Source organism: Flavobacterium johnsoniae (genome assembly GCF_030388325.1).
Classification (GTDB): domain Bacteria; phylum Bacteroidota; class Bacteroidia; order Flavobacteriales; family Flavobacteriaceae; genus Flavobacterium; species Flavobacterium johnsoniae_C.
Genome location: NZ_CP103794.1, coordinates 1,344,350 through 1,369,113 on the forward strand (window position 1 = coordinate 1,344,350; position 24,764 = coordinate 1,369,113).

General features: G+C 33.6%; 21 protein-coding genes. 10 read left to right on the plus strand and 11 right to left on the minus strand.

Annotation, left to right across the window (positions count from 1 at the left end; translation table 11 throughout):
- Positions 1–60: 60 nt before the first annotated feature.
- The 3 genes from NYQ10_RS05995 to NYQ10_RS06005 all read right to left on the minus strand — a co-directional run bounded on the left by NYQ10_RS05995 (position 61) and on the right by NYQ10_RS06005 (position 650).
- Positions 61–219 (minus strand): rSAM-modified peptide, encoded by a 159-nt coding sequence (locus NYQ10_RS05995; protein ID WP_289879322.1) that lies wholly within the window; start codon positions 217–219, stop codon positions 61–63.
- Positions 220–286: 67 nt separating this feature from the next.
- Positions 287–445: an rSAM-modified peptide gene (locus tag NYQ10_RS06000; protein ID WP_289879323.1), complete on the minus strand. Its 159-nt coding sequence runs from the start codon at positions 443–445 to the stop codon at positions 287–289.
- Positions 446–512: 67 nt separating this feature from the next.
- Positions 513–650 carry an rSAM-modified peptide gene (locus tag NYQ10_RS06005; protein ID WP_289879324.1) on the minus strand — a complete coding sequence of 46 codons (138 nt, stop codon included), beginning with the start codon at positions 648–650 and terminating at the stop codon, positions 513–515.
- A 582-nt stretch (positions 651–1,232) separates the two neighbouring features.
- Here NYQ10_RS06005 and NYQ10_RS06010 point away from each other — a divergent pair.
- The 6 genes from NYQ10_RS06010 (at position 1,233) to NYQ10_RS06035 (ending at position 8,968) form a co-directional block, all read left to right on the plus strand.
- Positions 1,233–2,789: a vitamin K epoxide reductase family protein gene (locus NYQ10_RS06010; RefSeq protein ID WP_289879325.1), complete on the plus strand. Its 1,557-nt coding sequence runs from the start codon at positions 1,233–1,235 to the stop codon at positions 2,787–2,789.
- 35 nt (positions 2,790–2,824) lie between these two features.
- Positions 2,825–3,007 (plus strand): hypothetical protein, encoded by a 183-nt coding sequence (locus NYQ10_RS06015; protein WP_184158327.1) that lies wholly within the window; start codon positions 2,825–2,827, stop codon positions 3,005–3,007.
- Positions 3,008–3,079: 72 nt separating this feature from the next.
- Entirely contained in the window at positions 3,080–3,211 is a 132-nt protein-coding gene (locus tag NYQ10_RS06020; RefSeq protein WP_260402231.1) for a hypothetical protein, read from the plus strand.
- Between the two features lie 573 nt (positions 3,212–3,784).
- Entirely contained in the window at positions 3,785–5,977 is a 2,193-nt protein-coding gene (locus NYQ10_RS06025; protein ID WP_289879326.1) for a peptidase domain-containing ABC transporter, read from the plus strand.
- A 2-nt stretch (positions 5,978–5,979) separates the two neighbouring features.
- Complete coding sequence (locus NYQ10_RS06030; protein ID WP_289879327.1) at positions 5,980–7,269, plus strand: HlyD family secretion protein; 1,290 nt, start codon at positions 5,980–5,982, stop codon at positions 7,267–7,269.
- A gap of 43 nt (positions 7,270–7,312) precedes the next feature.
- The gene (locus tag NYQ10_RS06035; protein WP_289879328.1) at positions 7,313–8,968 is read left to right on the plus strand and encodes a S41 family peptidase; all 1,656 of its coding nucleotides are present in this window, start codon (positions 7,313–7,315) and stop codon (positions 8,966–8,968) included.
- Between the two features lie 46 nt (positions 8,969–9,014).
- Here the strand turns inward: NYQ10_RS06035 and NYQ10_RS06040 are convergent, their stop codons facing one another.
- The 3 genes from NYQ10_RS06040 to NYQ10_RS06050 all read right to left on the minus strand — a co-directional run bounded on the left by NYQ10_RS06040 (position 9,015) and on the right by NYQ10_RS06050 (position 10,900).
- The gene (locus NYQ10_RS06040) at positions 9,015–9,722 is read right to left on the minus strand and encodes a tRNA1(Val) (adenine(37)-N6)-methyltransferase (RefSeq protein ID WP_289879329.1); all 708 of its coding nucleotides are present in this window, start codon (positions 9,720–9,722) and stop codon (positions 9,015–9,017) included.
- 77 nt (positions 9,723–9,799) lie between these two features.
- A complete protein-coding gene (gene rimM / locus NYQ10_RS06045; RefSeq protein WP_276175538.1) occupies positions 9,800–10,324 on the minus strand; it encodes a ribosome maturation factor RimM in 525 nt (174 codons plus the stop codon).
- Positions 10,325–10,339: 15 nt separating this feature from the next.
- Complete coding sequence (locus tag NYQ10_RS06050) at positions 10,340–10,900, minus strand: 30S ribosomal protein S16 (RefSeq protein WP_289879330.1); 561 nt, start codon at positions 10,898–10,900, stop codon at positions 10,340–10,342.
- A 200-nt stretch (positions 10,901–11,100) separates the two neighbouring features.
- On the opposite strand from NYQ10_RS06050, the gene NYQ10_RS06055 reads away from it, so the two are divergent.
- A complete protein-coding gene (locus NYQ10_RS06055; protein WP_289879331.1) occupies positions 11,101–11,595 on the plus strand; it encodes a DUF6252 family protein in 495 nt (164 codons plus the stop codon).
- Between the two features lie 114 nt (positions 11,596–11,709).
- Positions 11,710–12,057: an RNA recognition motif domain-containing protein gene (locus tag NYQ10_RS06060; RefSeq protein WP_289879332.1), complete on the plus strand. Its 348-nt coding sequence runs from the start codon at positions 11,710–11,712 to the stop codon at positions 12,055–12,057.
- A gap of 128 nt (positions 12,058–12,185) precedes the next feature.
- On the opposite strand, the gene leuB is transcribed toward NYQ10_RS06060, so the two are convergent.
- The 4 genes from leuB to leuC all read right to left on the minus strand — a co-directional run bounded on the left by leuB (position 12,186) and on the right by leuC (position 17,165).
- Positions 12,186–13,241, minus strand: a complete 1,056-nt coding sequence (leuB, locus tag NYQ10_RS06065) for a 3-isopropylmalate dehydrogenase (RefSeq protein ID WP_289879333.1) — start codon at positions 13,239–13,241, stop codon at positions 12,186–12,188.
- A 116-nt stretch (positions 13,242–13,357) separates the two neighbouring features.
- Positions 13,358–14,878: an alpha-isopropylmalate synthase regulatory domain-containing protein gene (locus NYQ10_RS06070; protein ID WP_289879334.1), complete on the minus strand. Its 1,521-nt coding sequence runs from the start codon at positions 14,876–14,878 to the stop codon at positions 13,358–13,360.
- 122 nt (positions 14,879–15,000) lie between these two features.
- Positions 15,001–15,597, minus strand: a complete 597-nt coding sequence (gene leuD / locus NYQ10_RS06075) for a 3-isopropylmalate dehydratase small subunit (protein ID WP_232677551.1) — start codon at positions 15,595–15,597, stop codon at positions 15,001–15,003.
- Positions 15,598–15,770: 173 nt separating this feature from the next.
- Positions 15,771–17,165, minus strand: coding sequence for a 3-isopropylmalate dehydratase large subunit (gene leuC / locus NYQ10_RS06080; RefSeq protein WP_229353150.1), 1,395 nt, complete (start codon positions 17,163–17,165; stop codon positions 15,771–15,773).
- 664 nt (positions 17,166–17,829) lie between these two features.
- On the opposite strand from leuC, the gene dnaE reads away from it, so the two are divergent.
- The gene (gene dnaE, locus NYQ10_RS06085) at positions 17,830–22,359 is read left to right on the plus strand and encodes a DNA polymerase III subunit alpha (RefSeq protein ID WP_289879335.1); all 4,530 of its coding nucleotides are present in this window, start codon (positions 17,830–17,832) and stop codon (positions 22,357–22,359) included.
- Positions 22,360–22,537: 178 nt separating this feature from the next.
- Positions 22,538–23,503: an outer membrane beta-barrel protein gene (locus tag NYQ10_RS06090; RefSeq protein ID WP_289879336.1), complete on the plus strand. Its 966-nt coding sequence runs from the start codon at positions 22,538–22,540 to the stop codon at positions 23,501–23,503.
- A 208-nt stretch (positions 23,504–23,711) separates the two neighbouring features.
- Here NYQ10_RS06090 and NYQ10_RS06095 read toward each other — a convergent pair whose 3' ends face one another.
- Positions 23,712–24,707 (minus strand): Gfo/Idh/MocA family protein, encoded by a 996-nt coding sequence (locus tag NYQ10_RS06095; RefSeq protein ID WP_289879337.1) that lies wholly within the window; start codon positions 24,705–24,707, stop codon positions 23,712–23,714.
- Positions 24,708–24,764 lie beyond the last annotated feature (57 nt).

Genomic DNA, 24,764 nt, shown 5'->3' on the forward strand with positions numbered 1-24,764 from the left:
TATATTTTAATGTCTTTAGTAATTGATTTTTTGGATGCTTTAATATTAGGTAGAAATGGCCTATGTATTTCCGTTTCCGCCATTATTTTTCCCAGGATCTACTGATGGTGTTGTTGGATCTGCAGGAGTTTCTCCGTCACCGCCGCGAATCACTTTTAATTCAGCTGCCACTAATTTTTCATTTTGGAAATTTTGGAAATTTGATTTAGGATTTTTCATGATGCTTATATTTTAATGTCTTTAGTAATTGATTTTTTGGATGCTTTATATATTAGGTAGAAATGGCCTATGTATTTCCGTTTCCGCCATTATTTTTTCCAGGATCTACTGGTGGTGTTGTTGGATCTGCAGGAGTTTCTCCGTCACCGCCACGAATTACTTTTAATTCAGTTGCCACTAATTTTTCATTTTGGAAATCTTCGAAATTTGCTTTATAATTTTTCATGATGCTTATATTTTAATGTCTTAATAATTGATTTTTTTGGATGCTTTGTATATTAGGTGGAAATTATTTAGGTATTTCCGTTTCCGCCATTATTTTTCCCTGGATCTACAGGAGTCTCACCGTCACCGCCACGAATCACTTTTAATTCAGCTGTTACTAATTTTTCATTCTTGAAATCTTCGAAATTTGATTTAGGATTTTTCATTTTCTTTTCTATTTTAGGTTATATTTTAATACAAATAATCTTTCATAAATATTTTTAAGCGATATTTAGAAATGCGATAAAATCGATAATTTTAAATTGGCTACGCTAAAATTTTTGGTTTATTTTGATTAAAAAAAGCTGTAAAATTGAACTTCTTTTATAAGTTAAATCTCACTTTGAAATGTTTGATTTTGCTTTTTTTGAGAGGTAATTTTGGTGCAATTAAGGGTCTTTTTTGATCACTTTTGGAGTTGTTTTTCATACTCTTCTGACCACTTTTTTTCTTTAAAATAATAGAGTTTTTATCGTTTCTTTTTCATGTTTTTTGATGTTTGAATTATTTCTATTCCAAAACTAGACAAAAACATAAACCGTTAATCGAAAAATGGCTTTCTGAGTTTTTTATTCAAAAAATAACAATGTAATTACTTGTATGTCAATAAATTAAAACAAGTACTATACTTGGTATAATTTATAAATTGTATGTGGTATAATTAATAAAATGTATGCACGTATGCGATATTTATCAATAAAAACCCCAATCTTTGCATTGTATTCATGATTTAAAAACGGTCGAAAACGATGTTAAAACTGGTCCAAAAATTTCTTCAAATCAACAAATACTCAGACATAAAAAATGAGTTCAAGGATCTGTTTTTGTCTCATCCAAATTATCCAAGTTTATTTGCAATTACAGACTCGTTCGATTTGCTTTCTGTAGAGAACGCAGCGGTAAGAGTTTCGAAGGAACAAATTGTAGATCTGCCATCAAATTTTTTGGCCTATTTTAAAGATGAATTAATTCTAGTCGAAAAGATTAAAAACGGTGTTCGAATTACAACGACAAAAAAAGGAAGCCAGAAATTATCTTATGATAAATTTCTTTTAGACTGGAACGGAGTAATTGTTGCCATTGAACCCAATAATGTTGTTGCAAGAGAAAATTTGAAAGTAGAATACAATTGGTTGAAATATTTCTTGCCACTTGTTCTTTTAATCGGATTATCATTTTTCTATAACAGCTTTGATTTATTTAGCGGCTCATTTTTAATTACGTCGATAATTGGTTTAGTAGTGAGCATATTTATTGTTCAGCAGAAATGGGGTGTTAAAAACACTGTAATTTCAAAATTTTGTAATTTAAGTTCTAACTCTTCTTGTCATTCAGTAATAAGTTTCAACGATGATATTGCAAATAAGTGGTTAAGTTTTTCAGATTTACCATTATTATTCTTTAGTGCAAGCATTATTGCCATTTTAATACAGCCATTAAATTCTGCCATTTTTGTTGGTTTTTTAAGTCTGTTGGCAATTCCATTGGTAGTTTGCTCTATTTGGATTCAAAAATTTGAAATTCAAAAATGGTGCGTTATGTGCTTAGCAGTATCATTCTTGATTTTAGTTCAGAGTGTAATATGGTTTTCATCAGACTTATTTACTTTGAGTTTTAGCTTAAATACAATTTTTCCTTATGTGTTTTCTTTATTGCTTTTGATTCCAATTTGGGCAGCAGTAAAAGTGATGATTAAAAACATTTTGGATAATGAGAATTCATTAAAAGAACTTAAAAAGTTTAAAAGAAATTATTCTCTATTAAACTTCTTGTCTAAAAAAGTAAAATATACTAAAGGATTTGAAGAATTAAGAGGTCTAAATTTTGGAAATAAAAATGCAGTAGTAAGACTTTCAATAATTATAAGTCCAAGTTGCGGACATTGTTACAAAACATTTCAAGAAGCTTTTGATTTGGTATTGAAGTTTCCAGATAAAATATATTTAAACGTTCTTTTTAATATTAATCCAGAAAACAACGACAATCCATATAAAGCTGTTGTTGAGAGATTGTTAACCATAAATAGAATAACTCCAGGAAAAACTGTCGAAGCTATTTCTGATTGGTACATTAAAAGAATGGTACACAAAAAATGGTTAAAAAAATGGTCTGTAGATTCTGTTAGTATGATGATCAGTCAGGAAATTCAAAAACAATACGATTGGTGTTCAATGAATAATTTTAATTATACACCAGTAAAAATTGTAAATGAAAGATTATTTCCTAACGAATATGAATTGAATGAATTAAAATATTTCTTGAATGATTTTGTTGATGAAGTTCAAGTTTTAGAAAAAACAGCCTAAAATTAAAACAATAATAACCCCAAAAACCTGCAGTTATGTTAAAGAATATTTTGAAATTGAAAGGTGCAGTAGAATTGACTGCGAGTGAGCAAAAAACAATAAACGGAGGAAATGCTCCTATTTGTGATGACGGATTTAAAGCTAAAAGATGTACAGAATTTGGAACTGTTCCGGCATATTGGAGCTGCTTACCAAATAGCTACGTTGGAAGCTGTTAGCAGAAAAAAAAACTCAAGCATCAAGTTTTTACAGATTTGAGGCTTAAACCCAGAAAACGTAAATAACCAGTTATGTTAGAAAAAATTTTAAAAAGTAAAGAGACAAAAAAGCTGACAAAAAAAGAGCAGAAAAACATTTTAGGTGGCGAATCATCGGAACCAAATTGTTACAATGCCACAGCTGATAAATTTTATGCTTGCTAATTTGAATATTTAAATAGTAACAGAGTTAAAAGCTCTGTTACTATTAAAAAAAGGGTATTAGTTATGTTGAAAAAAATTTTAAGTCTTAAAGATGCTCACACTATTAATAAAAGTGAGCAGAAAACCATAAAAGGAGGAATTCCTCAATGTTGGGTTTACGCCTTAGAAGCGGGATGCATTTTAATATCATCAGGCGAAACTTGTCCAAAAAATACAGTATCTGGTATTTGTGATACAAGTCGTCTTTGTTGTTGATTTTTTAACTTTTTTAGAGTAATACGATATAGCCTTATTTAGAATTTAGTCATGTTTTTTTTGAATGTATAGGCGCTCGATCGTGGAACATTGAGCATTTTCTTAGTATTGATGATTGGTACTAAGATTCTTAGGAGTTGGCCGCTGTGTTTAATTTTAATTGGTTAGGGTAAAACCGCGGCCATGTCCTAAAGAAATTGTGTTGCTAGAAAATTTGTTTATGAATAGCCAAACAGAGAAGATTTATGTCTTCTCTGTTTTTTTTTATGGATTAACAAGATTTTTTTTTCTTAAATTGCTCGTGAAAATCAAAATAAATTGAAAAAATTCATTCATTACAGACAAGCTGATAATAAAGATTGTGGGCCTACTTGTTTAAAAATTATAGCTAAATATTACGGCAAAACAATCAATATTCAGGAGTTGCGAGATTTTAGCGAAACAACTCGTGAAGGAAGTAATCTGCTTTTTTTGAGTGATGCCGCCGAAAAAATTGGTTTTAGAACTTTAGGCGTAAAATTGTCTGTAACAAGAATTGAAGAAGCGCCTCTTCCGTGTATTCTTCATTGGAATAAAGATCATTATGTTGTTCTTTATAAAATAAAAAAAGGAAAATTCTACATATCAGATCCTGCGTTTGGACTTCTAGAATATAATAAAGAAGAATTTGTTAAGTTCTGGATTGGAAATAATGCAGATGATGAAACAAAAGAAGGAATCGCACTTTTAATAGAAGCAACACCAAATTTCTTTCAATCTGATTTTGATAAAGAAGAAAATTCAGGTTTAGGTTTTAGATTTCTTTCGCAGTATTTATTTCAATATAAATCTTTTTTAATTCAATTGGCAATTGGTCTTCTTGCCAGCAGTTTGCTGAATCTTATTTTTCCATTCTTGACTCAGAGTATTGTCGATGTCGGAATCCAGAATCAGAATATTAATTTTATCTATCTAATTCTTTTTGCAATGCTTTTTATTTTTGCCGGAAGAACAGGTTTAGAATTAATCAGAAGCTGGATTTTACTTCATCTGTCCACAAGAATTAATATTTCGCTGATTTCAGATTTCTTTATAAAATTAATGAATCTGCCGATTTCCTTTTTCGATGTCCGAATGACGGGAGATATTATGCAGCGAATAAATGATCATCGAAGAATCGAAAAAATTCTTACTACATCTTCTTTAAATGTGCTTTTTTCTGTAATTAATATGTTTGTCATGGGCGCAGTTCTGGCTTATTTTAACTTGCAGATATTTTTAGTGTTTTTTCTGGGAAGTTTCTTCTATTTCGGATGGATTACTTTGTTTTTAAAAAGAAGAGAAGTATTAGATTATAAGCGTTTTGCTGAAGTTTCTAATGAGCAAAATAAGGTTATGGAACTTATAAACGGAATGCAGGAAATAAAACTCCACAACGCAGAAAAACAAAAACGCTGGGGGTGGGAATATGTGCAGGCAAGACTTTTTAGAGTTTCGATAAAAGGTTTGGTTTTAGAACAATCTCAGACAATTGGCTCTTCTGTAATTAACGAATTAAAAAATATTTTCATCATTCTTCTTTCTGCCAAGTTAGTAATAGAAGGTTCTATTACGCTGGGTATGATGCTTGCTATAAGTGCTATTGTAGGAAGTTTAAATGGTCCAATTACACAATTAATAGAGTTTGTAAGAGAATTGCAAGATGCCAAAATTTCGCTTGCTAGATTGTCTGAAATTCATCAAAAAGAAGATGAATTGCAGCAAGAAGCTCATCAGACAAATGAAATTCCGCATGATGCTGATATTGAAATTAAAAATCTTTCTTACCGATATTTAGGCTCAGATACTCCAGTTTTAGACAATTTGAATCTAGTAATTCCAGCCAATAAAGTAACCGCAATTGTTGGTGTTAGCGGAAGCGGAAAAACAACTTTGATGAAACTGCTTTTAAAATTTTACGAACCCGAAAAAGGAGAAGTTACAATTGGAAATGCACAACTAAAAAATATTTCTCAAAAAGCTTGGAGATCAAATATTGGAGCCGTGATGCAGGAAGGATTTATTTTTAGCGATACAATTGCCAATAATATTGCTTTTGGAACAGATAGAATTGATAAAGAAAGATTGGTTTATGCCGCAGATGTTGCCAATATTAAAGAATATATAAGTGGATTGCCTCTTGGATTTAATACAAAAATAGGTGCTGAAGGATTAGGAATGAGTACGGGACAAAAACAACGTTTGCTTATTGCGAGAGCGGTTTATAAAAATCCGGAAATTTTGTTTTTTGATGAAGCGACATCGGCTTTAGATGCCAATAATGAGAAAGAAATTATGAAAAAACTCGATGTTTTTTTCAAAGATAAAACAGTAGTTGTAATTGCACATAGATTGAGTACGGTTATGAATGCAGATCAGATTGTGGTTTTAGATAAAGGTAAAATTATCGAAATGGGGAGCCACTCTGCATTGGTAGCACAAAAAGGAAATTATTTTGAACTGGTTAGAAATCAATTACAATTAGGGAATTAATCATGAACGAAGATACATTTGAATTAAGGAGCGAAGAGGTTCAGGACATTTTGACCAAAGTACCACATTGGATGATTCGATGGGGAACGGTTTTGATATTTGCCATTATCGTGATGCTGTTTTTTGTTTCTTGGTTTGTAAAATATCCAGATGTTGTTAAAACAGAAATTGTAATTACAACCAATATTCCGCCAGAGAGAATTGTTTCAAAATCTTCTGGTCGTATAGAAGCTATTTTAGTTAAAGATAAAACGCCTGTTGCAAAAAACAGTACGCTTGCAATTATTGAAAATACAGCGAATTACAGAGATGTTTTTCTGCTTAAAAGCATTGTGGACAGTTACGATATTAATAATTCGAAAAAAGCTTTTCCTTTTGAATCACTAAAAAATAAACAATTAGGAGAAATTGAAAGTGCTTTTGCTGTTTTTCAAAAAGATTATCAAGCACAGCAATTGAATGAAAGTCTGCATCCTTTTGAAATTGAAAGTATAGCGCAAAGCTCTGAGAAAATTCAGCTTAAAGAAAGATTGGATATTCTTCAGCAACAAAAAGTGCTGAACGAAAGCGAACTCCAATTACAGAAAAATGAAATTGCACGATTTGAAACATTATTCAATAAAGGCATTATTTCTGCTCAAGAAATGGAAGCTAAAAAATTGGGATATCTTCAGGCAATGAAGAGCTATAAAGGACTTTTAACTTCGATTTCTCAAATAAAATCTTCGTTGATTGATAATACTAAATCAAGTCAAAATTCGCAGATAAATAGCACAAAAGAAGAAGTTAATCTAGGTAGAAGCATGGCGCAATCTTTTTATCAGTTAAAAAAAGTTATAAAAGATTGGGAACTGACTTATACATTAAAATCTTCTGTTAGCGGTGTAGTTACTTTTTTGCAGGTTTGGAATGAAAATCAAACTATTAATGTGGGAGATAATGTTTTTTCGATAATTCCCGATGCAAAAAATACGTTTATAGGAAAAGTGAAAGCTCCGGCTTTAAATTCAGGAAAAATAAAAGTAGGGCAACGTGTTAATATTCGTCTCGCAAATTATCCAGATAGAGAATTTGGCGTTCTAAAAGGGGAGATTAAAAATATTTCTTTAGTGCCAGACAAAGACGGAAATCTGTTGGTAGATGTTGCTCTTCCAAACGGATTAAAAACTTCTTATGATAAGCAAATTGTTTTTCAGCAGGAAATGAAAGGAAGCGCAGAAATTGTAACCGAAGATCTGCGATTAATTGAAAGAATTTTGTATCAGTTTAAAAATATTTTTGAACAAGTTTAAGATTGCCCAAAAACTATTACTAACTAAAACCAATTTTTATTAAATGAAAAAACTTCTACTCGTTGCTATTCTTTTATTTTTTCAAAATTCATTTTCAAAACCAATAAACGAAACCCAAAAACTTGCCGCCACTTGTAAAGTTTGGGGATTTTTGAAATATTATCATCCTAATGTGACAGATGGAAGTAAAAATTGGGATGAACAACTCTTTCAAATTCTTCCAAAAGTTGAAGAAGCTCAAACCTCTGAAGCATTTTCTTTAGTAATAGAAAATTGGATTGCTTCTTTGGGAGAAATAAAGCCTTATAAAACGGTTGCGTCTGAAAAAAAGAAGGACTATTTTAATAAAAACTTCGATTTATCATGGATTTCTAATAAAGAATTGTTTTCTAAAACACTTTCTAAAAAATTAAAATTTATCGAAGAAAACAGGATTCAGAATAAACAATTTTATATCCAATTTACAGAAGATGATGAAAAGGGAGTTTTTGAAGAAATTACGAATGAAATAGTTTATCCGGATTTTGTGTGGACTAATAAAAACCTGAGAATTTTAACTTTGTTTAGATATTGGAATTATGTAGAATATTTCTTTCCCTACAAATATCAAATGGATCAACATTGGGATAATTCTTTAAATGAAATGCTTCCCAAATTTATTAATCCTAAAGCAGAAGTTGATTTTCATTTGGCAATGAAAGAGTTGATTGTAAAACTGGATGATTCGCATGGTTTTTTTGGAACGAAAGTTCTGTATTTAGATTTTTTTGGAAATAAATTCGTCCCTTTTGAAACGAAAATTATTGATGATAAAGCTATTGTTATAAGCTTAAAAAATGATTCTCTTGCAAAATTAAACGATATTAAGATTGGCGATGTTATAACAAAAATTGATGGTAAAACCGTTGCTGAAATTTTAAAAGAAAAAATAAATTATATCGAAGGTTCTAATATTCCAACAGTTTTAAGAAATTCGAATACGGCTGTTTTTAATGGAAGTTCAAAAAATGCAGAAATTGAATATACAAGAGATGAGAAGACGGCTGTTAAATCTATAAACCGTTATGTTTATTTGGATATGAAGATAAAGCCTGAAGAGAAAGAAAAATGGAAACTTTTGGAAGGCAATATAGGCTATGTAAATTTTACTTCGCTTATGTATGATGATATTCCTGCTTTAATCAAAAACTTAAATGATACAAAAGCTATAATTTTTGATAATCGCTGCTATCCTAATGGTGTGATGTCTGCAATCGCCGAGTGGATCAATTCTCAATCAAAAGATTTTGCGAGATTTACTTATCCAGATATCACTTATCCAGGGAAATTTTATTGGAGTAAAAATTTTGATATTGGAAGTGAAAATCCAAATCATTATAAAGGGAAAGTTATTGTTTTGGTAGATGAAAATACGCAAAGCCACGCAGAATTTACAGCAATGAGCATGAAAACGGCACCAGATGTTACAATAATAGGAAGCCAGACTGCTGGCGCTGATGGAAATGTTTGTAGGTTTCAGGTAATAAAAGGATTTTATACTGCATTTAGCGGAATAGGCGTTTTTTATCCAGATAAAAAAGAAACCCAACGTATAGGAATCGTGCCTGATATTGAAGTAAAACCAACTATTTTAGGTATTCAGCAAGGAAAAGATGAGATTTTGGAAAGAGCGATTCTTTTTGCTAAAAACGGAAAATAAAATATAACTCTTTGTCAAAGTTTTAAGCTTTGACAAAGATGTTTTTTTACATCTTCAAATAAAAATCTTTCGTCAGCTCAATATATTCTGGAGTATAAACGTGTCTGTCAATTTCGATAACTAATTCATCGATTTCGATTTCAGAAACTTCATTTCGGCTAAAAGCCAATAAACTACGTTTAATTTCAGTTTTTGGAGTTCCTTTTACGCGTGTGATTTTTATTGGATAAAGTTCGAATTCTTTTGCCAAAGCAGTGAATTTTTCTTCTTCTTTAAAAGGAATAATAATAGCTAGAATTCCATTTTCTGAAAGTAATAGATCAGCAGCTTCCACAATTTCTTCAAAAGGCATAGCATCTTGAAACCTTGCCAGATCACGCTGCTCGTTTTCTGTTTTATAATCTTCGCTATAAAAAGGCGGATTCGAAACAATCAAATCATATTCATCTTCCGGTTCTTCAATAAATTCATCTAAACCAGCATGAAAACAAAATAAACGATCACCCCAAGGAGAACTTTCAAAATTTTCTACTGCTTGTTCGTAAGCATCTTCGTCAATTTCAAGAGCGTCAATTTGTTCAGCATGAGTTCGCTGCGCCAACATCAAAGCAATAATTCCTGTTCCTGCACCAATATCCAAAACACTAAAAGGATTATGATTAATTGGAGCCCAAGAACCCAATAAAACACCATCAGTGCCAACTTTCATTGCAGTTTTGTCTTGTTTGACACTAAATTGCTTGAATTGAAACATCTTAATTTTTAATTGAAGATTAACGATTTTTGATTTCAGATAGAAAACTGAACAAAAACTGTAAACTGAATATTCTTTTAAAGGTACATTTCAACAAGACCTTCTGGAAGATCCATAATTACCTTTTTGTTTTCACGATCGATTTTTACAAGGAAATTGTCGATCATCGGAACTAAGATTTCTACTTCGCCATTTAAAACTTCAAAAAGAGGTTGAGCAGTAGAATCGTTAATAGAAGTTATTTTGCCGAAAACACCTAAACGTTTATCTTCGATTTCAAAACCAATAACTTCGTGGAAATAAAATTTGTTACCTGAAAGTTTTGGCAACATTGTAAGCGGAAGATAAATGCCATTTCCGACAATTGCATCGGCATCTTCTTCTGTATTTACATCTTCAAAACGAACTCTCAGAAAGTCGTTTTTATGCATTGAACTTGATTCAATAAAAAAAGGAACCAAGTGTTTGTTGTGTTCAACAAACACTGATTCCAAGTTTTCGTATAACTCAGGCTCGTCTGTATCTAAATAGATTAAGACTTCACCTTTGAAACTAAATTTTTTAGCGATTTTACCTAAATAAAAACATTCTTCTTTACGCATTATCGCTAAGTAAAATTATGCTTCAGTTGTTTCGTTATTCTCTTCAGCAGCAGGAGCTTCTTCAGTTGCTTCAGCAACTTCTTCTGTAGCCTCTTCAGCTTGTGCAGCGGCAGCAGCTTCAGCTTGTGCAGCAGCAGCATCAGCAACACGTTTAGCGTTAACTTCTTTCTCTGCTTTTAAAGCTTTAGCTTTAGCATCAGCTTGTGCTTTTGATAAACCATCTTTTTTAGCATCAACTTTTCCAGCTTTAGCCTCTAACCATGCAGTTAATTTAGCATCAGCTTGTTCTTGAGTTAAAGCTCCTTTACGAACTCCTCCATCAAGGTGGTGTTTCAATAAAGCACCTTTGTAAGAAAGGATAGCTCTTGCAGTATCAGTTGGTTGTGCACCATCGTGTAACCATTTAACTGCGCTGTCAAGGTTTAACTCAACAGTTGCTGGGTTTGTGTTTGGATTGTAAGTACCGATTTTCTCTAAGTATCTACCATCTCTTTTTGAGCGTGCATCTGCAGCTACTACCCAGTAAAAAGGTTTTCCTTTTTTACCGTGTCTTTGTAATCTAATTTTTACTGACATAATCTTATGATTAAATTTTGAGGTACTCGACCTCTGTTAATTAAGGGCGCAAAGATATAATTTTTTTATGAATAATCTGTTTCAAAATGCATTAAATGCAATTAAGGTGAATTTTTGTCATTTTTCATCCTATTTTGATTTAATTTTGAAACGTTAATTAGCTGTAAAACGGTACTTTTGTGTAATATTCATTTTTAAATATGAAAAAATACTTTTACTTTTTATCATTTTTACTGCTCATCACATCTTGTACAGAGGATATAAAATTTAATAATCCTGCTTTTCAAACTCTAAAAGATAATGTTTTTTGGAGAGGACGTAGTTATGAGGCCAAAACAGAAACCAATGGAGTTTTTATTATTGAAGGTTCTCTTGGATATGAGAAAATAAGTTTTCAGCTTCCGGAGCCAAGTGAGAAAATATATGTTTTAGGGATAAACAATACTTCAAAAGCAATTTACCAAAACACACTTTCAGGACATGAAGAAGAATTTGTTACAGGAGAAGGAAAAGGTAGTGGTGAAGTTGTAATTACCGAATACAACACCGTTGATAAAACTATTTCTGGAACGTTTAAATTTACTGCTGTTAATAATAATTCTAATGCCGAAAAGCAAACAATGCGTTTCTCGGAAGGTGTTTTTTATAAAATTCCAGTAAAACTAAGTGCGAACTTTGTTCCTGTTAATAATTAGTTTCTGAGCCTAGTATTTCTCTGCTAAATCAAAATAAAAACTTAAATAAAATCATAATATAGTTGATTAGATATAAATAAGAGTACATTTGCTTATTATTATAAATAAATATCTATGAATATTTTTGTTGGAAGCCTTCCATTCAGTATTGAGGAAGCAGATTTAAGAGAGTCTTTTGAGGCTTATGGAGCAGTTGACTCTGTTAAAATTATTACTGATAAATTTACTGGAAGAAGTAAAGGCTTTGGTTTTGTTGAAATGCCAAATGATAGTGAAGCTCAGAAAGCTATCGACGAATTGAACGGTGCTGTTGTAGCAGGACGTACAATCGTTGTAAATAAATCTGAGCCGAAACCAGAAGGCGAAAGAAGAAGTTTTAATAACAACCGTGGAGGAGATTCTCGCGGAGGTTATGGAAACAACCGTGGAGGAAATGACCGCGGAAACAGAGGAGGATATTAATATTTTTTTTCTAAAATATAAAAGGGATCAATTTGCGTTGATCCCTTTTTTTTGTTTCAGGTTTTATTTGTTTCAAGTTTCACGTTCCAACAACCTGAAACTTGAAACCTGAAACCAAAAATAAACTATTATACATTCGCAGCTAGCCAGTCACCAACTTCTTTAGTACCGTATGCTTTTCCTCCGTCTGCTAAATCTTCAGTAACTACTCCAGCTTCTAAAGCTTTATTTACAGCATCTCTCATCGCTTTTCCTTCTTCCATTAATCCGAAGTTTTCAAACATCATAGCAGCAGATAAAACAGTAGCCATTGGGTTTGCAATGTTTAATCCTGTAGCTTGCGGGTATGAACCGTGAATTGGTTCGAATAAAGATACTTCAGCTCCCATAGAAGCAGAAGGCATTAATCCCATTGAACCTGAAATTACAGAAGCTTCGTCTGTTAAAATATCTCCAAATAAGTTTTCAGTAATTAATACATCATAAGAATTTGGCCATTGAACCAAACGCATTGCCACGGCGTCAACAAATTCGTAAGTAACTTCAACTTCTGGATAATCTTTTTCCATTGCCTGAACTGTTTCTCTCCATAAACGTGAAGTTTCCAAAACGTTTGCTTTATCAACACAGCATAATTTTTTAGAACGTGTCATTGCTAATTCGAAACCTTTTTTAGCTAAACGCTGTACTTCGGCTCTTGTGTAAACACAGTTGTCAAAAGCAGTATCTCCGTTATCTTTTCTTCCTTTTTCACCAAAGTAAATTCCGCCAGTTAATTCTCTTAAGAAGACTAAATCAGTTCCTTCAATTCTTTCTCTTTTTAAAGGAGATTTATCTAATAAAGATGGGAATGTAAAAGTTGGTCTTACATTTGCAAACAAACCTAATGCTTTACGCATTTTTAATAAACCTTGCTCTGGACGTACTGGTGCAGAAGGATCGTTATCATATTTAGGGTGTCCAATCGCTCCAAAAAGAACGGCATCAGCATTTTTACAAACTTCGTGTGTTGCATCTGGATAAGGTTCTCCTACTGCATCAATTGCGGCAGCACCAGTTAAAGCTGGTTTCCAAGTGATTTCATGTCCAAATTTTTGTGCAATAGCATCTGATACTTTTACGGCTTGATCAATTACTTCTGGTCCGATTCCGTCTCCGGCTAAAAGGGCTATGTTTAATTTCATTCTATATTTATTTTTTAAGGTTCTAAGGTTCAGAGGAACAAAGGTTCAGAGGTGATGGGATGAAAACTCTATTTTAGCGTTTGTCCCTTTGTTCCTCTGAACCTTTGCACCTATTATTAAGTTATAATGTTAAGCATTTTCTGCGTTGCAATAATCGCTGCAACGGTTTGATCTGAGTCTAATCCGCGGGTTTTGAATTCTTTTCCGTTGTTTGTCCAAGTAATAATGGTTTCACACAACGCATCAGAACTACTTCCGGGAGGGATTCTTACTGCATAATCAATTAATTTTGGAAGTGTCAATTTTTTGCTTTTGTAAATCTTAGATAAAGCATTCATAAAAGCATCAAACTGACCGTCTCCTTGTGCATTTTCTTCTATTATTTCTCCATTAAGATTTAATGATAGTGTAGTAGATGGGCGCATTCCTTTAGAATGAACTAGCATGTAAGATTGAATCGTAATTTTTTCTTCATAAGTATGACTGTCTAAAACATCAGAAATAATGTATGGAAGATCTTCTTTTGTAACGGTTTCTTTTTTATCGCCAAGTTCAATAATTCTTTGAGTAACCAATTTCAAATCTTCCTGATTTAATTGTAAACCTAATTCCTGAAGATTTTTTTCGATATTGGCTTTCCCAGAAGTTTTTCCTAAAGCGTATTTTCTTTTTCTTCCAAAACGTTCTGGAAGCAAGTCATTAAAATAAAGATTGTTTTTATTATCTCCGTCAGCATGAATTCCAGCCGTTTGCGTAAAAACATTATCGCCAACAATTGGTTTGTTTGCAGGAATTCTATATCCCGTAAAAGTTTCAACCAATTTGCTTACAGAATATAAAGACGTTTCTTTAATGTTGATTTTTACTTCTGGTAAATAATCATTAATTACGGCAACAGTGCTTTCAAGTGGTGCATTTCCAGCGCGTTCTCCCATTCCGTTTACGGTAACGTGAAGTCCGTTAATGCCTGCTTTTATAGCTTCCATAACATTGGCAACGCTTAAATCGTAATCGTTGTGCGCATGAAAATCAAAATGAATCTGCGGATATTTTGTTTTTATTTGTGAAATAAATTCAAAAGTCAAAGACGGAATTAAAACTCCCAAAGTATCAGGAAGCAAAATTCTTTTAATTGGCTGAGTTGCTAAGAAATCCAGAAATTGAAAAACGTATTCAGGAGAATTTCGCATTCCGTTGCTCCAGTCTTCTAAATAAACATTTGTTTCAATATCATTTTCTTTCGCTAAAGCAATAATTTGAGCGATTTCAGAAAAATGCTGTTCTGGAGTTTTTTTCAATTGATGCGTTAAGTGATTCATTGAACCTTTGGTTAATAAATTCTGCACTTTTGCTCCAGATCTTTTCATCCAGTCAATTGATACACCGCCATCAACGAAAGTTAAAACTTCGATTCTGTTTGTATATCCTTTTAGTTCAGCCCATGAAGTAATGCTTTTTACGGCATTAAATTCTCCTTCGCTTACACGCGCCGAAGCAATTTCGATTCTATCAATATTTAATTCCTCCAACAACAATTGCGCAATGGTAAGTTTTTCTGCAGCAGAAAATGAAACTCCTGAGGTTTGCTCACCATCACGAAGCGTCGTATCCATTATTTCAATTTTTCTTTTTTCCATATTGATAATCTGAATTCCTTTTACAAGGTAAATTTTTGTTGTGTTGTCTTGGTTGTTTAACTTATAAAGACCCGACAGGTTTCAAAAACCTGTCGGGTCTCAAAGGACTGAACCTGATTTTTTTAGTAAGGAAGTTTATCAGCGAAAGCTTTAATGTCCTCTTTCATATCTTGTAAATAATCAATGTCGTCAAAACCATTAATCATATTGTTCTTTTTGTATCCGTTGATAGCAAAAGATTCTTGCTGTCCAGTTGATAATAAAGTAATAGTTTGGTTTGGAAGATTGATTTCTAATTCTGTTTTTGGATCAGCTTCAATTGCTTTGAAAATAGTTTCAGAAAATTCAGGGCTGATTTGTACTGGCAAAACACCAATATTCAAACAGTTCCCTTTGAAGATATCCGCAAAGAAACTAGAAACTACAGCTCTAAATCCGTAATCGTAAACAGCCCAAGCAGCGTGCTCTCTTGAAGATCCAGAACCGAAGTTTTTTCCTCCAACCAAGATTTTTCCAGAATAAGTTGAATCGTTTAAAACGAAATCTGCTTTTGGAGTATCGTCTCCGTTATATCTCCAGTCTCTAAAAAGGTTGTCTCCAAAACCTTCACGTTTTGTAGCTTTTAAGAAACGAGCTGGAATGATTTGATCTGTATCGACGTTCTCAATTGGCAGCGGCACTGCACTGCTAGTAAGTATTGTAAATTTATCGTATGCCATTTTTGAAATTTTAGATTTTAGATTTTAGATTTTAGATTTTAGATTTTCTTTTTGAAAACGTAAAACATAGAATCTAAAAGTGTTTTGTATTAAATAATGTTGATCAATTTTAATTGAAGAAATTTAGATGAAGATTCCACAAAGTGAGGAATCTAAAATCTAAAATCTGCAATCTAAAATAATTCCCTCGGGTCTGTTAGTTTTCCTGTAACAGCAGCAGCGGCAGCCATAATTGGACTTGCAAGAAGCGTTCTTGAACCAGGACCTTGGCGACCTTCAAAGTTTCTGTTTGAAGTACTTACTGCATATTTTCCAGCAGGGACCTTATCATCGTTCATTGCTAAACAAGCTGAACAACCCGGCTGACGTAATACGAAACCAGCTTCAGTCAAAATATCTAAAATTCCTTCTTCTTTAATCTGAGCTTCAACAACGTGAGAACCCGGAACTAACCAAGCTGTAACATTATCTGCTTTTTTTCTTCCTTTTACAATTTCAGCGAAAGCTCTAAAATCTTCAATACGTCCGTTTGTACAACTTCCTAAGAAAACGTAATCGATTTGTTTTCCAATCATTACGTCGTCTTCGTTGAAGCCCATGTAAGCTAAAGATTTTTTGTAAGTTTCCTCGCCGCCTTCAACTTGGTTTGCACTTGGGATATGTTTTGTAATACCAATTCCCATTCCAGGATTTGTACCATAAGTAATCATTGGTTCAATATCTTCAGCTTTGATGTTTAATTCAGCATCAAATACAGCATCAGCATCAGTTTTTAAAGTTTTCCAGTATTCAACAGCTTTTGTCCAAGCTTCTCCTTTTGGAGCGTAAAGTCTTCCTTCAAGGAAATCAAAAGTAGTTTGGTCAGGAGCAATCATTCCTCCACGAGCACCCATTTCGATACTTAAATTACAAACTGTCATACGACCTTCCATAGTCATGTTTTCAAAAACATCACCAGCATATTCGACAAAATATCCTGTTCCTCCAGAAGTGGTTAATTGAGCAATAATATAAAGTGCAACGTCTTTTGGACCAACACCTTTACTTAATTGACCATTTACGTTAATACGCATTTTCTTTGGTTTCGGCTGCATAATACATTGTGTAGAAAGCACCATTTCAACCTCAGATGTTCCGATACCAAAAGCAATAGCTCCAAAAGCACCGTGAGTAGACGTATGTGAATCTCCACATACAATAGTAGCACCTGGCAAAGTAATTCCGTTTTCAGGACCAACTACGTGTACAATTCCATTTTTTTGATGACCTAATCCCCAGTGCGAAATTCCGTATTCGTTTGCATTGTCTTCAAGAGCTTGAAGCTGATTAGCAGAAAGCGGATCCTGAACTGGTAAATGTTGGTTTATTGTTGGTGTATTGTGGTCTGCAGTTGCAAAAGTACGCTGTGGGTATAAAACGTTAACGCCTCTTGATTTTAATCCTAAAAAAGCAACAGGACTCGTAACTTCATGAATGAAATGGCGATCAATAAAAAACACATCTGGCCCATCTTCAATTTTACGCACAACATGTGAATCCCATACTTTGTCAAATAATGTCTTACTCATTTTTATTTTTTTTTAATTGTAATTTCTATAACCACAGCAATTCCCTGTTCATTATAATAGCAAAACAAAAGTAAAAAAAGATAAAAAAGCGTCAATTTCGATATTTCATTATATACGATACCCAAACTAATTTACAAATTGCTAAACGGCTTTTGCGCATTAAATTTGACAGAAAAATGATAAAGAAATTGATTTAATTTTTTCTTTTCGGCTTTAATTTTCCTTGTTTGTTTTTTGTTTTAATAGTTTGCAAATTTATCTCATATTTACTATAAAATATAAGAATTTAATTGAAAAAATCTAACAAAATGCATAAAAATAGTAATAATTGTTAGTTTTGATTTATTTGTAGAAAGAACACTTTTTGGGTTTTTTAAAGCTTTTAAAAGAGTTTTTAAGGCGTTATTTAGATTCAATAAAACAACAAAATACTACGACATCCAAGAAGTGTTTTTTTATCAAATTTTATGATTTTTAAGAGAAAAACTGACGAATAAATAAGAATGTCATTTTAAGAAATTATCCATTTTCTTTCTCCAAAAAAAGCGTAAATTTGAATTCCTCCGATTTTTCATTTCGCATTTTGTTATGTTTCATGTTGTCAATGTTTTGCAATATGTAAGATTTGGAATTTTGGAGCCTAAAATTTGACTTTTACAACTCTATGTATTTAATATTCGATACCGAAACAACCGGATTACCAAAACGCTGGGATGCCCCGATCACCGATTCTGACAACTGGCCTCGCTGTATACAGATTGCTTGGCAGCTTCATGACGAAATGGGACAACTTATCGAGCATCAGGATTATTTGGTAAAACCAGAAGGATTTAATATTCCGTATGATGCCGAGCGTATTCACGGAATCTCAACTGAATTGGCTGAAGCCGATGGAATCACTTTGGCCGAAGTTTTAGAGAAATTCAATATCGCTTTAAGTAAAACCAAATTTATCGTTGGACAGAATCTAGGTTTCGACGTCAATATTATGGGCGCCGAATTCCATAGAATGGGAGTGGAATCTCAAATGAGTTCAATGCCAGTTTTGGATACTTGTACCGAAGTTACAGCTTCGTTATTGCAGCTTCCGGGAGGTCGTGGAGGAAAATTCAAATTGCCAACACTGACCGAATTACACAGCTATCTTTTCGATCAGCCTTTCGCGGAAGCGCACAACGCAACTGCCGACGTTGAGGCAACTACGCGTTGTTTCTTGGAATTGGTTAGAAGAGAGGTTTTTACGAAAGAAGAATTAGATGTTCCGCAAGGATATTTCAAAGATTTTCAAGAAAGAAATGCTGAGCCATTTAAATTAATTGGTTTAAAACACATCAATTTAAAAGCAGCTTCTGATAAAATCAGAGAACAGCTTAAAGCTTTAGCTGGAGAAGGACAGCAAAATGTTGTTTCAGAAGAAGATAAAGCTGATTTTAAAGCGGCAAAATTTGCGCATTTACACAATCACACACAGTTTTCGGTTCTTCAATCGACTATTGGAATTGGAAATATAGTTGCCGCCGCCGCTAAAAACGGAATGCCAGCCGTAGCTATGACAGATACAGGAAACATGATGGGAGCTTTCCATTTTGTGAGCGCCGTTATGAACCATAACAAGGCTGCGTCTGGAAAAAATAAAGCTTTAGTTGAAGCAGGCGAAGAGCCAACTGAAACGGAGGTAAAACCAATCGTTGGTTGTGAGTTTAATATTTGCGAAAATCACTTAGATAAAAGCAAAAAAGACAACGGTTATCAAGTTGTTTTGATGGCTAAAAATAAAGCGGGTTATCACAACTTGGCCAAAATGGCTTCGATTGCCTATACTGATGGATTTTATTATGTTCCTAGGATTGACCGCGCGATTGTAGAACAATACAAAGGAGATATCATGGTTTTGTCTGGGAATTTATACGGAGAAATTCCGAGTAAAATCCTGAACATTGGAGAAAACCAAGCTGAAGAAGCTTTAGTTTGGTGGAAAGAACAATTTGGCGAAGATTTCTACTTAGAAGTAATGCGCCACAATCAGGAAGATGAAAATCGTGTCAACAAAACCCTGATTGAGTTTTCGCAAAAACACAATGTCAAGTTAATCGCGACCAACAATACTTATTATTTAAATAAAGAAGATGCCAATGCGCACGATATTTTACTTTGTGTAAAAGACGGTGAAAAACAGGCAACGCCAATTGGGCGCGGACGCGGTTATCGATACGGACTTCCAAATCAGGAATATTATTTCAAGTCGCAAGACGAGATGAAAAAACTCTTTGCAGATTTGCCCGAAGCGATTATCAACATTCAGGAAATTATTGATAAGGTTGAAGGATATTCTCTTTATAGAGATGTATTGCTTCCGAAATTCGAAATTCCTGAAGAATTTATGGTTCCCGAAGATGAAGAAGATGGCGGCGTTCGCGGAGAAAATAAATACCTGAGACACCTTACTATGGAAGGTGCTAAAAGAAGATATGGCGAAATCACCGAATCGATTCAAGAGCGTTTGGATTTTGAGTTAATGACGATTTCAAACTCAGGTTATCCGGGTTATTTCTTGATTGTACAGGATTTCATCGCCGAGGCTAGAAAAATGGACGTATCAGTAGGACCAGGACGTGGATCTGCAGCGGGTTCAGCCGTTGCATATTGCCTTGGAATTACAAATATTGACCCGATTAAGTATGATTTGCTTTTTGAGCGTTTCCTAAATCCTGACCGTGTATCGATGCCCGATATTGATATCGACTTTGATGACGAGGGTCGTGGACGTGTAATGGATTATGTAATTAACAAATACGGTCAGAAACAGGTGGCGCAGATTATCACTTATGGTAAAATGGCAACCAAATCGGCTATTCGTGATACGGCGCGTGTACTGGATTTACCATTATTTGAAGCCGATAGAATTGCAAAACTGATTCCAGGAATGATGCCATCAAAATGGAATTTGGCGCGTTTTATTTCTGAAAGTGAAGATGAAGTTAAAAAAGCGCTTCGTTCAGACGAATTTGATAATGTAAAAGAATTAATCGCGATTGCCAATGAAGATGATTTGGCAGGAGAAACCATTCAGCAGGCAAAAATTCTGGAAGGATCGATGCGTAACACAGGAATTCACGCCTGTGGGGTAATCATTACGCCGTCGGATATTACGAATTACGTTCCTGTAACAACCGCAAAAGATTCGGATTTATATGTAACACAATTCGACAACTCTGTTGCAGAAAGCGCCGGATTGCTGAAAATGGACTTCTTGGGTCTGAAGACCCTTACGCTGATAAAAGATACTGTTAAACTGGTAAAATACAGAACAGGAATTGAATTGGATCCAGACACTTTCCCAATTGATGATGAAGAAACGTATGCACTTTTCCAAAGAGGTGAAACCGTTGGAATCTTCCAATACGAGTCGCCTGGGATGCAGAAATACATGAAAGATCTGAAACCAACTGTTTTTGGAGATTTAATTGCCATGAATGCACTTTATCGTCCGGGACCTTTGGAGTATATTCCGTCTTTCGTTCGAAGAAAAAACGGTGACGAAGAAATCAAATACGATTTAGATGCTTGCGCGGAATATCTTTCTGAAACCTACGGAATTACCGTTTATCAAGAGCAGGTAATGCTTTTGTCTCAGTCTCTGGCAGGATTTACAAAGGGTGAGGCCGACGTTTTACGTAAAGCGATGGGTAAGAAACAAAAAGACGTACTAGATAAAATGAAGCCGAAGTTTGTTGAACAAGCGGCGGCAAAAGGTCACGACGCAAAAGTCTTAGAGAAAATCTGGAAAGACTGGGAAGCTTTTGCGAGTTACGCCTTCAACAAATCGCACTCAACATGTTATGCGTGGATTGCATATCAAACTGCTTATTTGAAAGCGCATTATCCTGCGGAATATATGGCGGCCGTACTTTCGAATAACATGAACGATATCAAACAGGTTTCGTTCTTCATGGAAGAATGTAAACGTATGGGGTTGCAAGTTCTTGGACCAGACGTAAACGAATCGTACTATAAATTTACGGTAAACGATGATTATGCCGTTCGTTTCGGAATGGGAGCGATTAAAGGTGTTGGTTCTGGAGCAGTTGAAACGATTGTAGAAAACAGAAAAGACGGAAGATATAAATCAATTTTTGATTTGGCAAAACGAATAGATTTGCGTGCTGCTAATAAAAAAGCAATAGAAAACTTAGTACTTGCAGGTGGTTTTGATTCTTTTGAAGGAACAACCAGAGCACAATATTTTTATGATGATGGTGACGGTATTACGTTTTATGAAAAAGCAATTCGTTACGGATCAAAGTTTCAAGAAAACGAAAACTCATCTCAGGTAAGTTTGTTTGGAGAAGCTAGCGAAGTACAGATTGCTGAGCCAATAATTCCAGCATGTGAAGATTGGAGTACAATGGAAAAACTGGCTAAGGAAAAAGAAGTTGTCGGAATCTATATTTCTGGACATCCGCTTGATGATTTTAGATTCGAAATGAAATATTTCTGTAATGCTCGATTGGAAGCATTGAAAAGTATGAATGAATATGTTGGAAAGAATTTACATTTTGCGGGAATCATTAATAACGTACAGCATCGTGTAGCCAAAAACGGAAAAGGTTGGGCGGCTTTCAATTTAGAAGGATATGATGAAAGTTACGAGTTTAAGATTTTTGGTGAAGAATATTTAAAATTCCGTCATTTCTTGATTCAAAACAATTTTGCCTTTTTGAAAATATTAATTAAAGACGGTTGGGTAAATCATGATACGGGTAAAAAAACAGATCCTAGAATGCAGTTTGTTGAAATTCGTCAATTACAGGATATTCTAGAAGCTTTCGCTAAAAAGCTAATCGTCTTGCTAAATATTAAAGATCTTCATCCTGAATTTATTCATAAACTAAGTCATTTATTTAATGAGAATAAAGGTGAAAATTCTGTGACTTTCGAAATCATGGAATTGGAAAAAATAAAACGTTTGGTTGAGGTAGAAACTCCAGCAGATTTTGAAGCCGAAGATGCAGTTTTTGAATCTGAAAATGAAGATAGTGCAATGGAAGATACAAAGATTCAAGAAGTAAATGAAGTTGAAGAAATAAAAGTAGTTACCAAATTAACGATGCCAAGCCGTCGTTTGAAAGTGAGGATTTCCACGGAATTATTACAGGAATTAGAAAAAATGCAGATTAATTTTAAACTGAACTAAAAATTTAACAGTTAAAATTTAAACACATGTTAATTTTTTGTGTTAAAAATATGCACGCATAATAGTTTTTTAGTAATATTGCCCAAAATTACAACGATTTCGTTCCAAGTCTAACTTTACAAACTTAAGAATATGTTAAAAATGCTCTAAGTTTGTATAAATCAATTAAATCAAAATTATGAAAAAGAACCTATTTTTATTAGGAATGCTAGTTTGCTCTATGGCAACAATGGCGCAAACAGAAAAGGCGGACAAACCAGAAAGCTGGTATTTCAAATTAGGTGCATCTTATTTTAACCAAACAGCTTCAACGGAATTTCCAGTTGTTGGAGGACAATTGCCAAATAGAGATGTTTATGCAGGTACATTATCAAATAATAGATTGGTTTCTAGAGAAAGTGTTACAGGATCTTTTGGACAAGGTTTTAGAAGTGGAATTACTGCTGGATACCGTTTTTCAACTCGTTTAGGAGTTGAAATGTCTGCAAATTACTATGTAAGTAATGAAAAAACAATGGCTCAAACTACAAATAGATTAGCTTCTTATAACCCAACTACAACTGTTGCAACATACGTAAACTTTACTGCTGAAGGAGAAATCAAAGCTTTTGATTTAGCTCCAGCAATTGTAATGTTTTTAGGAGAAGCACATGGTTTTGAACCTTATACTAAAGTGGGAGTTATTGTTCCTGTTCATGGTACTTTAGATATCAAAACAAATAGAGAATACACAAGTTTTGTGGGAGCAAATCAAGTTGCTAAAACGGATGCTTACTCAAAAGATGTTGTGAAACCAAATCCAACACTTGGGTTTATGGCGGCCTTAGGAACTTCTTATAAATTAGGAAAACATATTTCTGCTTTTGCTGAATTAGAGTACCGTAATTTTACAGTTCATGGAAAATCTAAGGAAACTACAGCTTACACTGAAAATGGTGTAGATAAATTGAATGAAACTACGGCATTTAGAGCGGCTTCGTATTCTGCAATTCATACAAATTATGTAGATAAATTAGATACAAATTCTAATAATTCTTTAACTAATCCTAATGGTGTTGATACTACAAAACCAATGGACGAGTTAAGTTCTTATGTTGGAATCTCTGGTTTAGGATTAACAGTTGGTTTAAAATACAGTCTATAATTTTTTATAGAGTTTATAGTTTTTTGAAAAAAGGATATTCGAAAGAATATCCTTTTTTTTGTCTTCATTTTTTTGAATTCTTCATGTTGTTTGTCATTCCGAGGAACGAGGAATCTTCACAAGAAATTCCATAAAGAAAATCATTAACCTTTGTCGAGCTACTAACGGAGATTCCTCGTTCCTCGGAATGACAAAACTATGTAATACATTATTTAGAAAACGCTCTAAATTCCTTCAAAACCTGATCAATAACCCAAGTTGTTCTGGCTCCAGAAATTCCTTTTGATGGAGAAGCACCTTCTTTTCCTAAAAGCTCCGCCATTACGGTTTCTATAAAAGGCTGCTGAATATGAAGTGGGTTTTCTATTGTGATACTTTCTTTTTCTCCATTTGTATATTGAATATGAACAGGATCATTTCCGAAAGTAGAGAAAGAAATTTTTCCTTTATCGCCTACAATTTCTGTATTGTCGTAACGTTCAAAACTGGCAAAATTCCATATTCCAGATCCGTGAATTCCGTTTTCAAATAAGAACGACATTGAAACGGCATCTTCAGCAGGATAAGCTTTTAATTGCGAAGATGCATGTCCACGAACAGATTTTATCGGACCTAGAACAAAATCTAGAAAATCTAAAGTATGGCAAGCTAAATCAACAAAAATTCCGCCTCCAGAAATATGAGGCAAAACAGTCCAAGGAAGATTGATCTCGTCATCGTAACGCGCTTCAAACGGATGATATAAAACACAATTTACATGTCGAATATTCCCTAATTTACCGTCATCAATTATTTCTTTAATTTTTAAAAATCGAGGCAATGCTCTTCTATAATAAGCCACAAACAAAGGAACGTTATGTTCTTTGCAAGCAGAAATCATTTCATTGCATTCTTCAAAAGTCAGTGCCATTGGTTTTTCTACGTAAACTGGTTTTCCGGCTTTAGCACATAAAATAGTATATTCTTTATGAGAAGATGGAGGAGTAGCAATATAAACGGCATCAACTTCTGGATCGTTTATTAAATCCTCAGCATTCGAATACCATTTTGGTACATTATGTCGTTTGGCGTAATCTTCGGCAAGTGCTGCATCTCTTCGCATAACAGCAACTAAAGCAGAATTTGGGGCTTTCTGAAACGCTGGTCCGCTTTTTACTTCAGTTACGTTACCACAGCCGATAATTCCCCATTTTATAATTTTCATCGTTTGGTTTTTTAGTTTCTCAAATTTAAAAAAGGTTTGCCACGAATTACACTAATT

Bases quoted from the DNA above. Each gene is read 5' to 3' on its own strand.
- NYQ10_RS06020 (WP_260402231.1), top strand. From the start codon at position 3,080: ATGTTAGAAAAAATTTTAAAAAGTAAAGAGACAAAAAAGCTGACAAAA.
- leuC (WP_229353150.1), bottom strand. From the start codon at position 17,165: ATGAGTAAGACATTATTTGACAAAGTATGGGATTCACATGTTGTGCGT.
- NYQ10_RS06050 (WP_289879330.1), bottom strand. From the start codon at position 10,900: ATGTCAGTAAAAATTAGATTACAAAGACACGGTAAAAAAGGAAAACCT.
- leuB (WP_289879333.1), bottom strand. From the start codon at position 13,241: ATGAAATTAAACATAGCCCTTTTAGCCGGAGACGGAATCGGACCAGAA.
- NYQ10_RS06090 (WP_289879336.1), top strand. From the start codon at position 22,538: ATGAAAAAGAACCTATTTTTATTAGGAATGCTAGTTTGCTCTATGGCA.
- NYQ10_RS06095 (WP_289879337.1), bottom strand. From the start codon at position 24,707: ATGAAAATTATAAAATGGGGAATTATCGGCTGTGGTAACGTAACTGAA.
- NYQ10_RS06030 (WP_289879327.1), top strand. From the start codon at position 5,980: ATGAACGAAGATACATTTGAATTAAGGAGCGAAGAGGTTCAGGACATT.
- dnaE (WP_289879335.1), top strand. From the start codon at position 17,830: ATGTATTTAATATTCGATACCGAAACAACCGGATTACCAAAACGCTGG.
- NYQ10_RS06055 (WP_289879331.1), top strand. From the start codon at position 11,101: ATGAAAAAATACTTTTACTTTTTATCATTTTTACTGCTCATCACATCT.
- leuD (WP_232677551.1), bottom strand. From the start codon at position 15,597: ATGGCATACGATAAATTTACAATACTTACTAGCAGTGCAGTGCCGCTG.
- NYQ10_RS06015 (WP_184158327.1), top strand. From the start codon at position 2,825: ATGTTAAAGAATATTTTGAAATTGAAAGGTGCAGTAGAATTGACTGCG.
- NYQ10_RS05995 (WP_289879322.1), bottom strand. From the start codon at position 219: ATGAAAAATCCTAAATCAAATTTCCAAAATTTCCAAAATGAAAAATTA.
- rimM (WP_276175538.1), bottom strand. From the start codon at position 10,324: ATGCGTAAAGAAGAATGTTTTTATTTAGGTAAAATCGCTAAAAAATTT.
- NYQ10_RS06010 (WP_289879325.1), top strand. From the start codon at position 1,233: ATGTTAAAACTGGTCCAAAAATTTCTTCAAATCAACAAATACTCAGAC.
- NYQ10_RS06060 (WP_289879332.1), top strand. From the start codon at position 11,710: ATGAATATTTTTGTTGGAAGCCTTCCATTCAGTATTGAGGAAGCAGAT.
- NYQ10_RS06040 (WP_289879329.1), bottom strand. From the start codon at position 9,722: ATGTTTCAATTCAAGCAATTTAGTGTCAAACAAGACAAAACTGCAATG.
- NYQ10_RS06035 (WP_289879328.1), top strand. From the start codon at position 7,313: ATGAAAAAACTTCTACTCGTTGCTATTCTTTTATTTTTTCAAAATTCA.
- NYQ10_RS06005 (WP_289879324.1), bottom strand. From the start codon at position 650: ATGAAAAATCCTAAATCAAATTTCGAAGATTTCAAGAATGAAAAATTA.
- NYQ10_RS06000 (WP_289879323.1), bottom strand. From the start codon at position 445: ATGAAAAATTATAAAGCAAATTTCGAAGATTTCCAAAATGAAAAATTA.
- NYQ10_RS06070 (WP_289879334.1), bottom strand. From the start codon at position 14,878: ATGGAAAAAAGAAAAATTGAAATAATGGATACGACGCTTCGTGATGGT.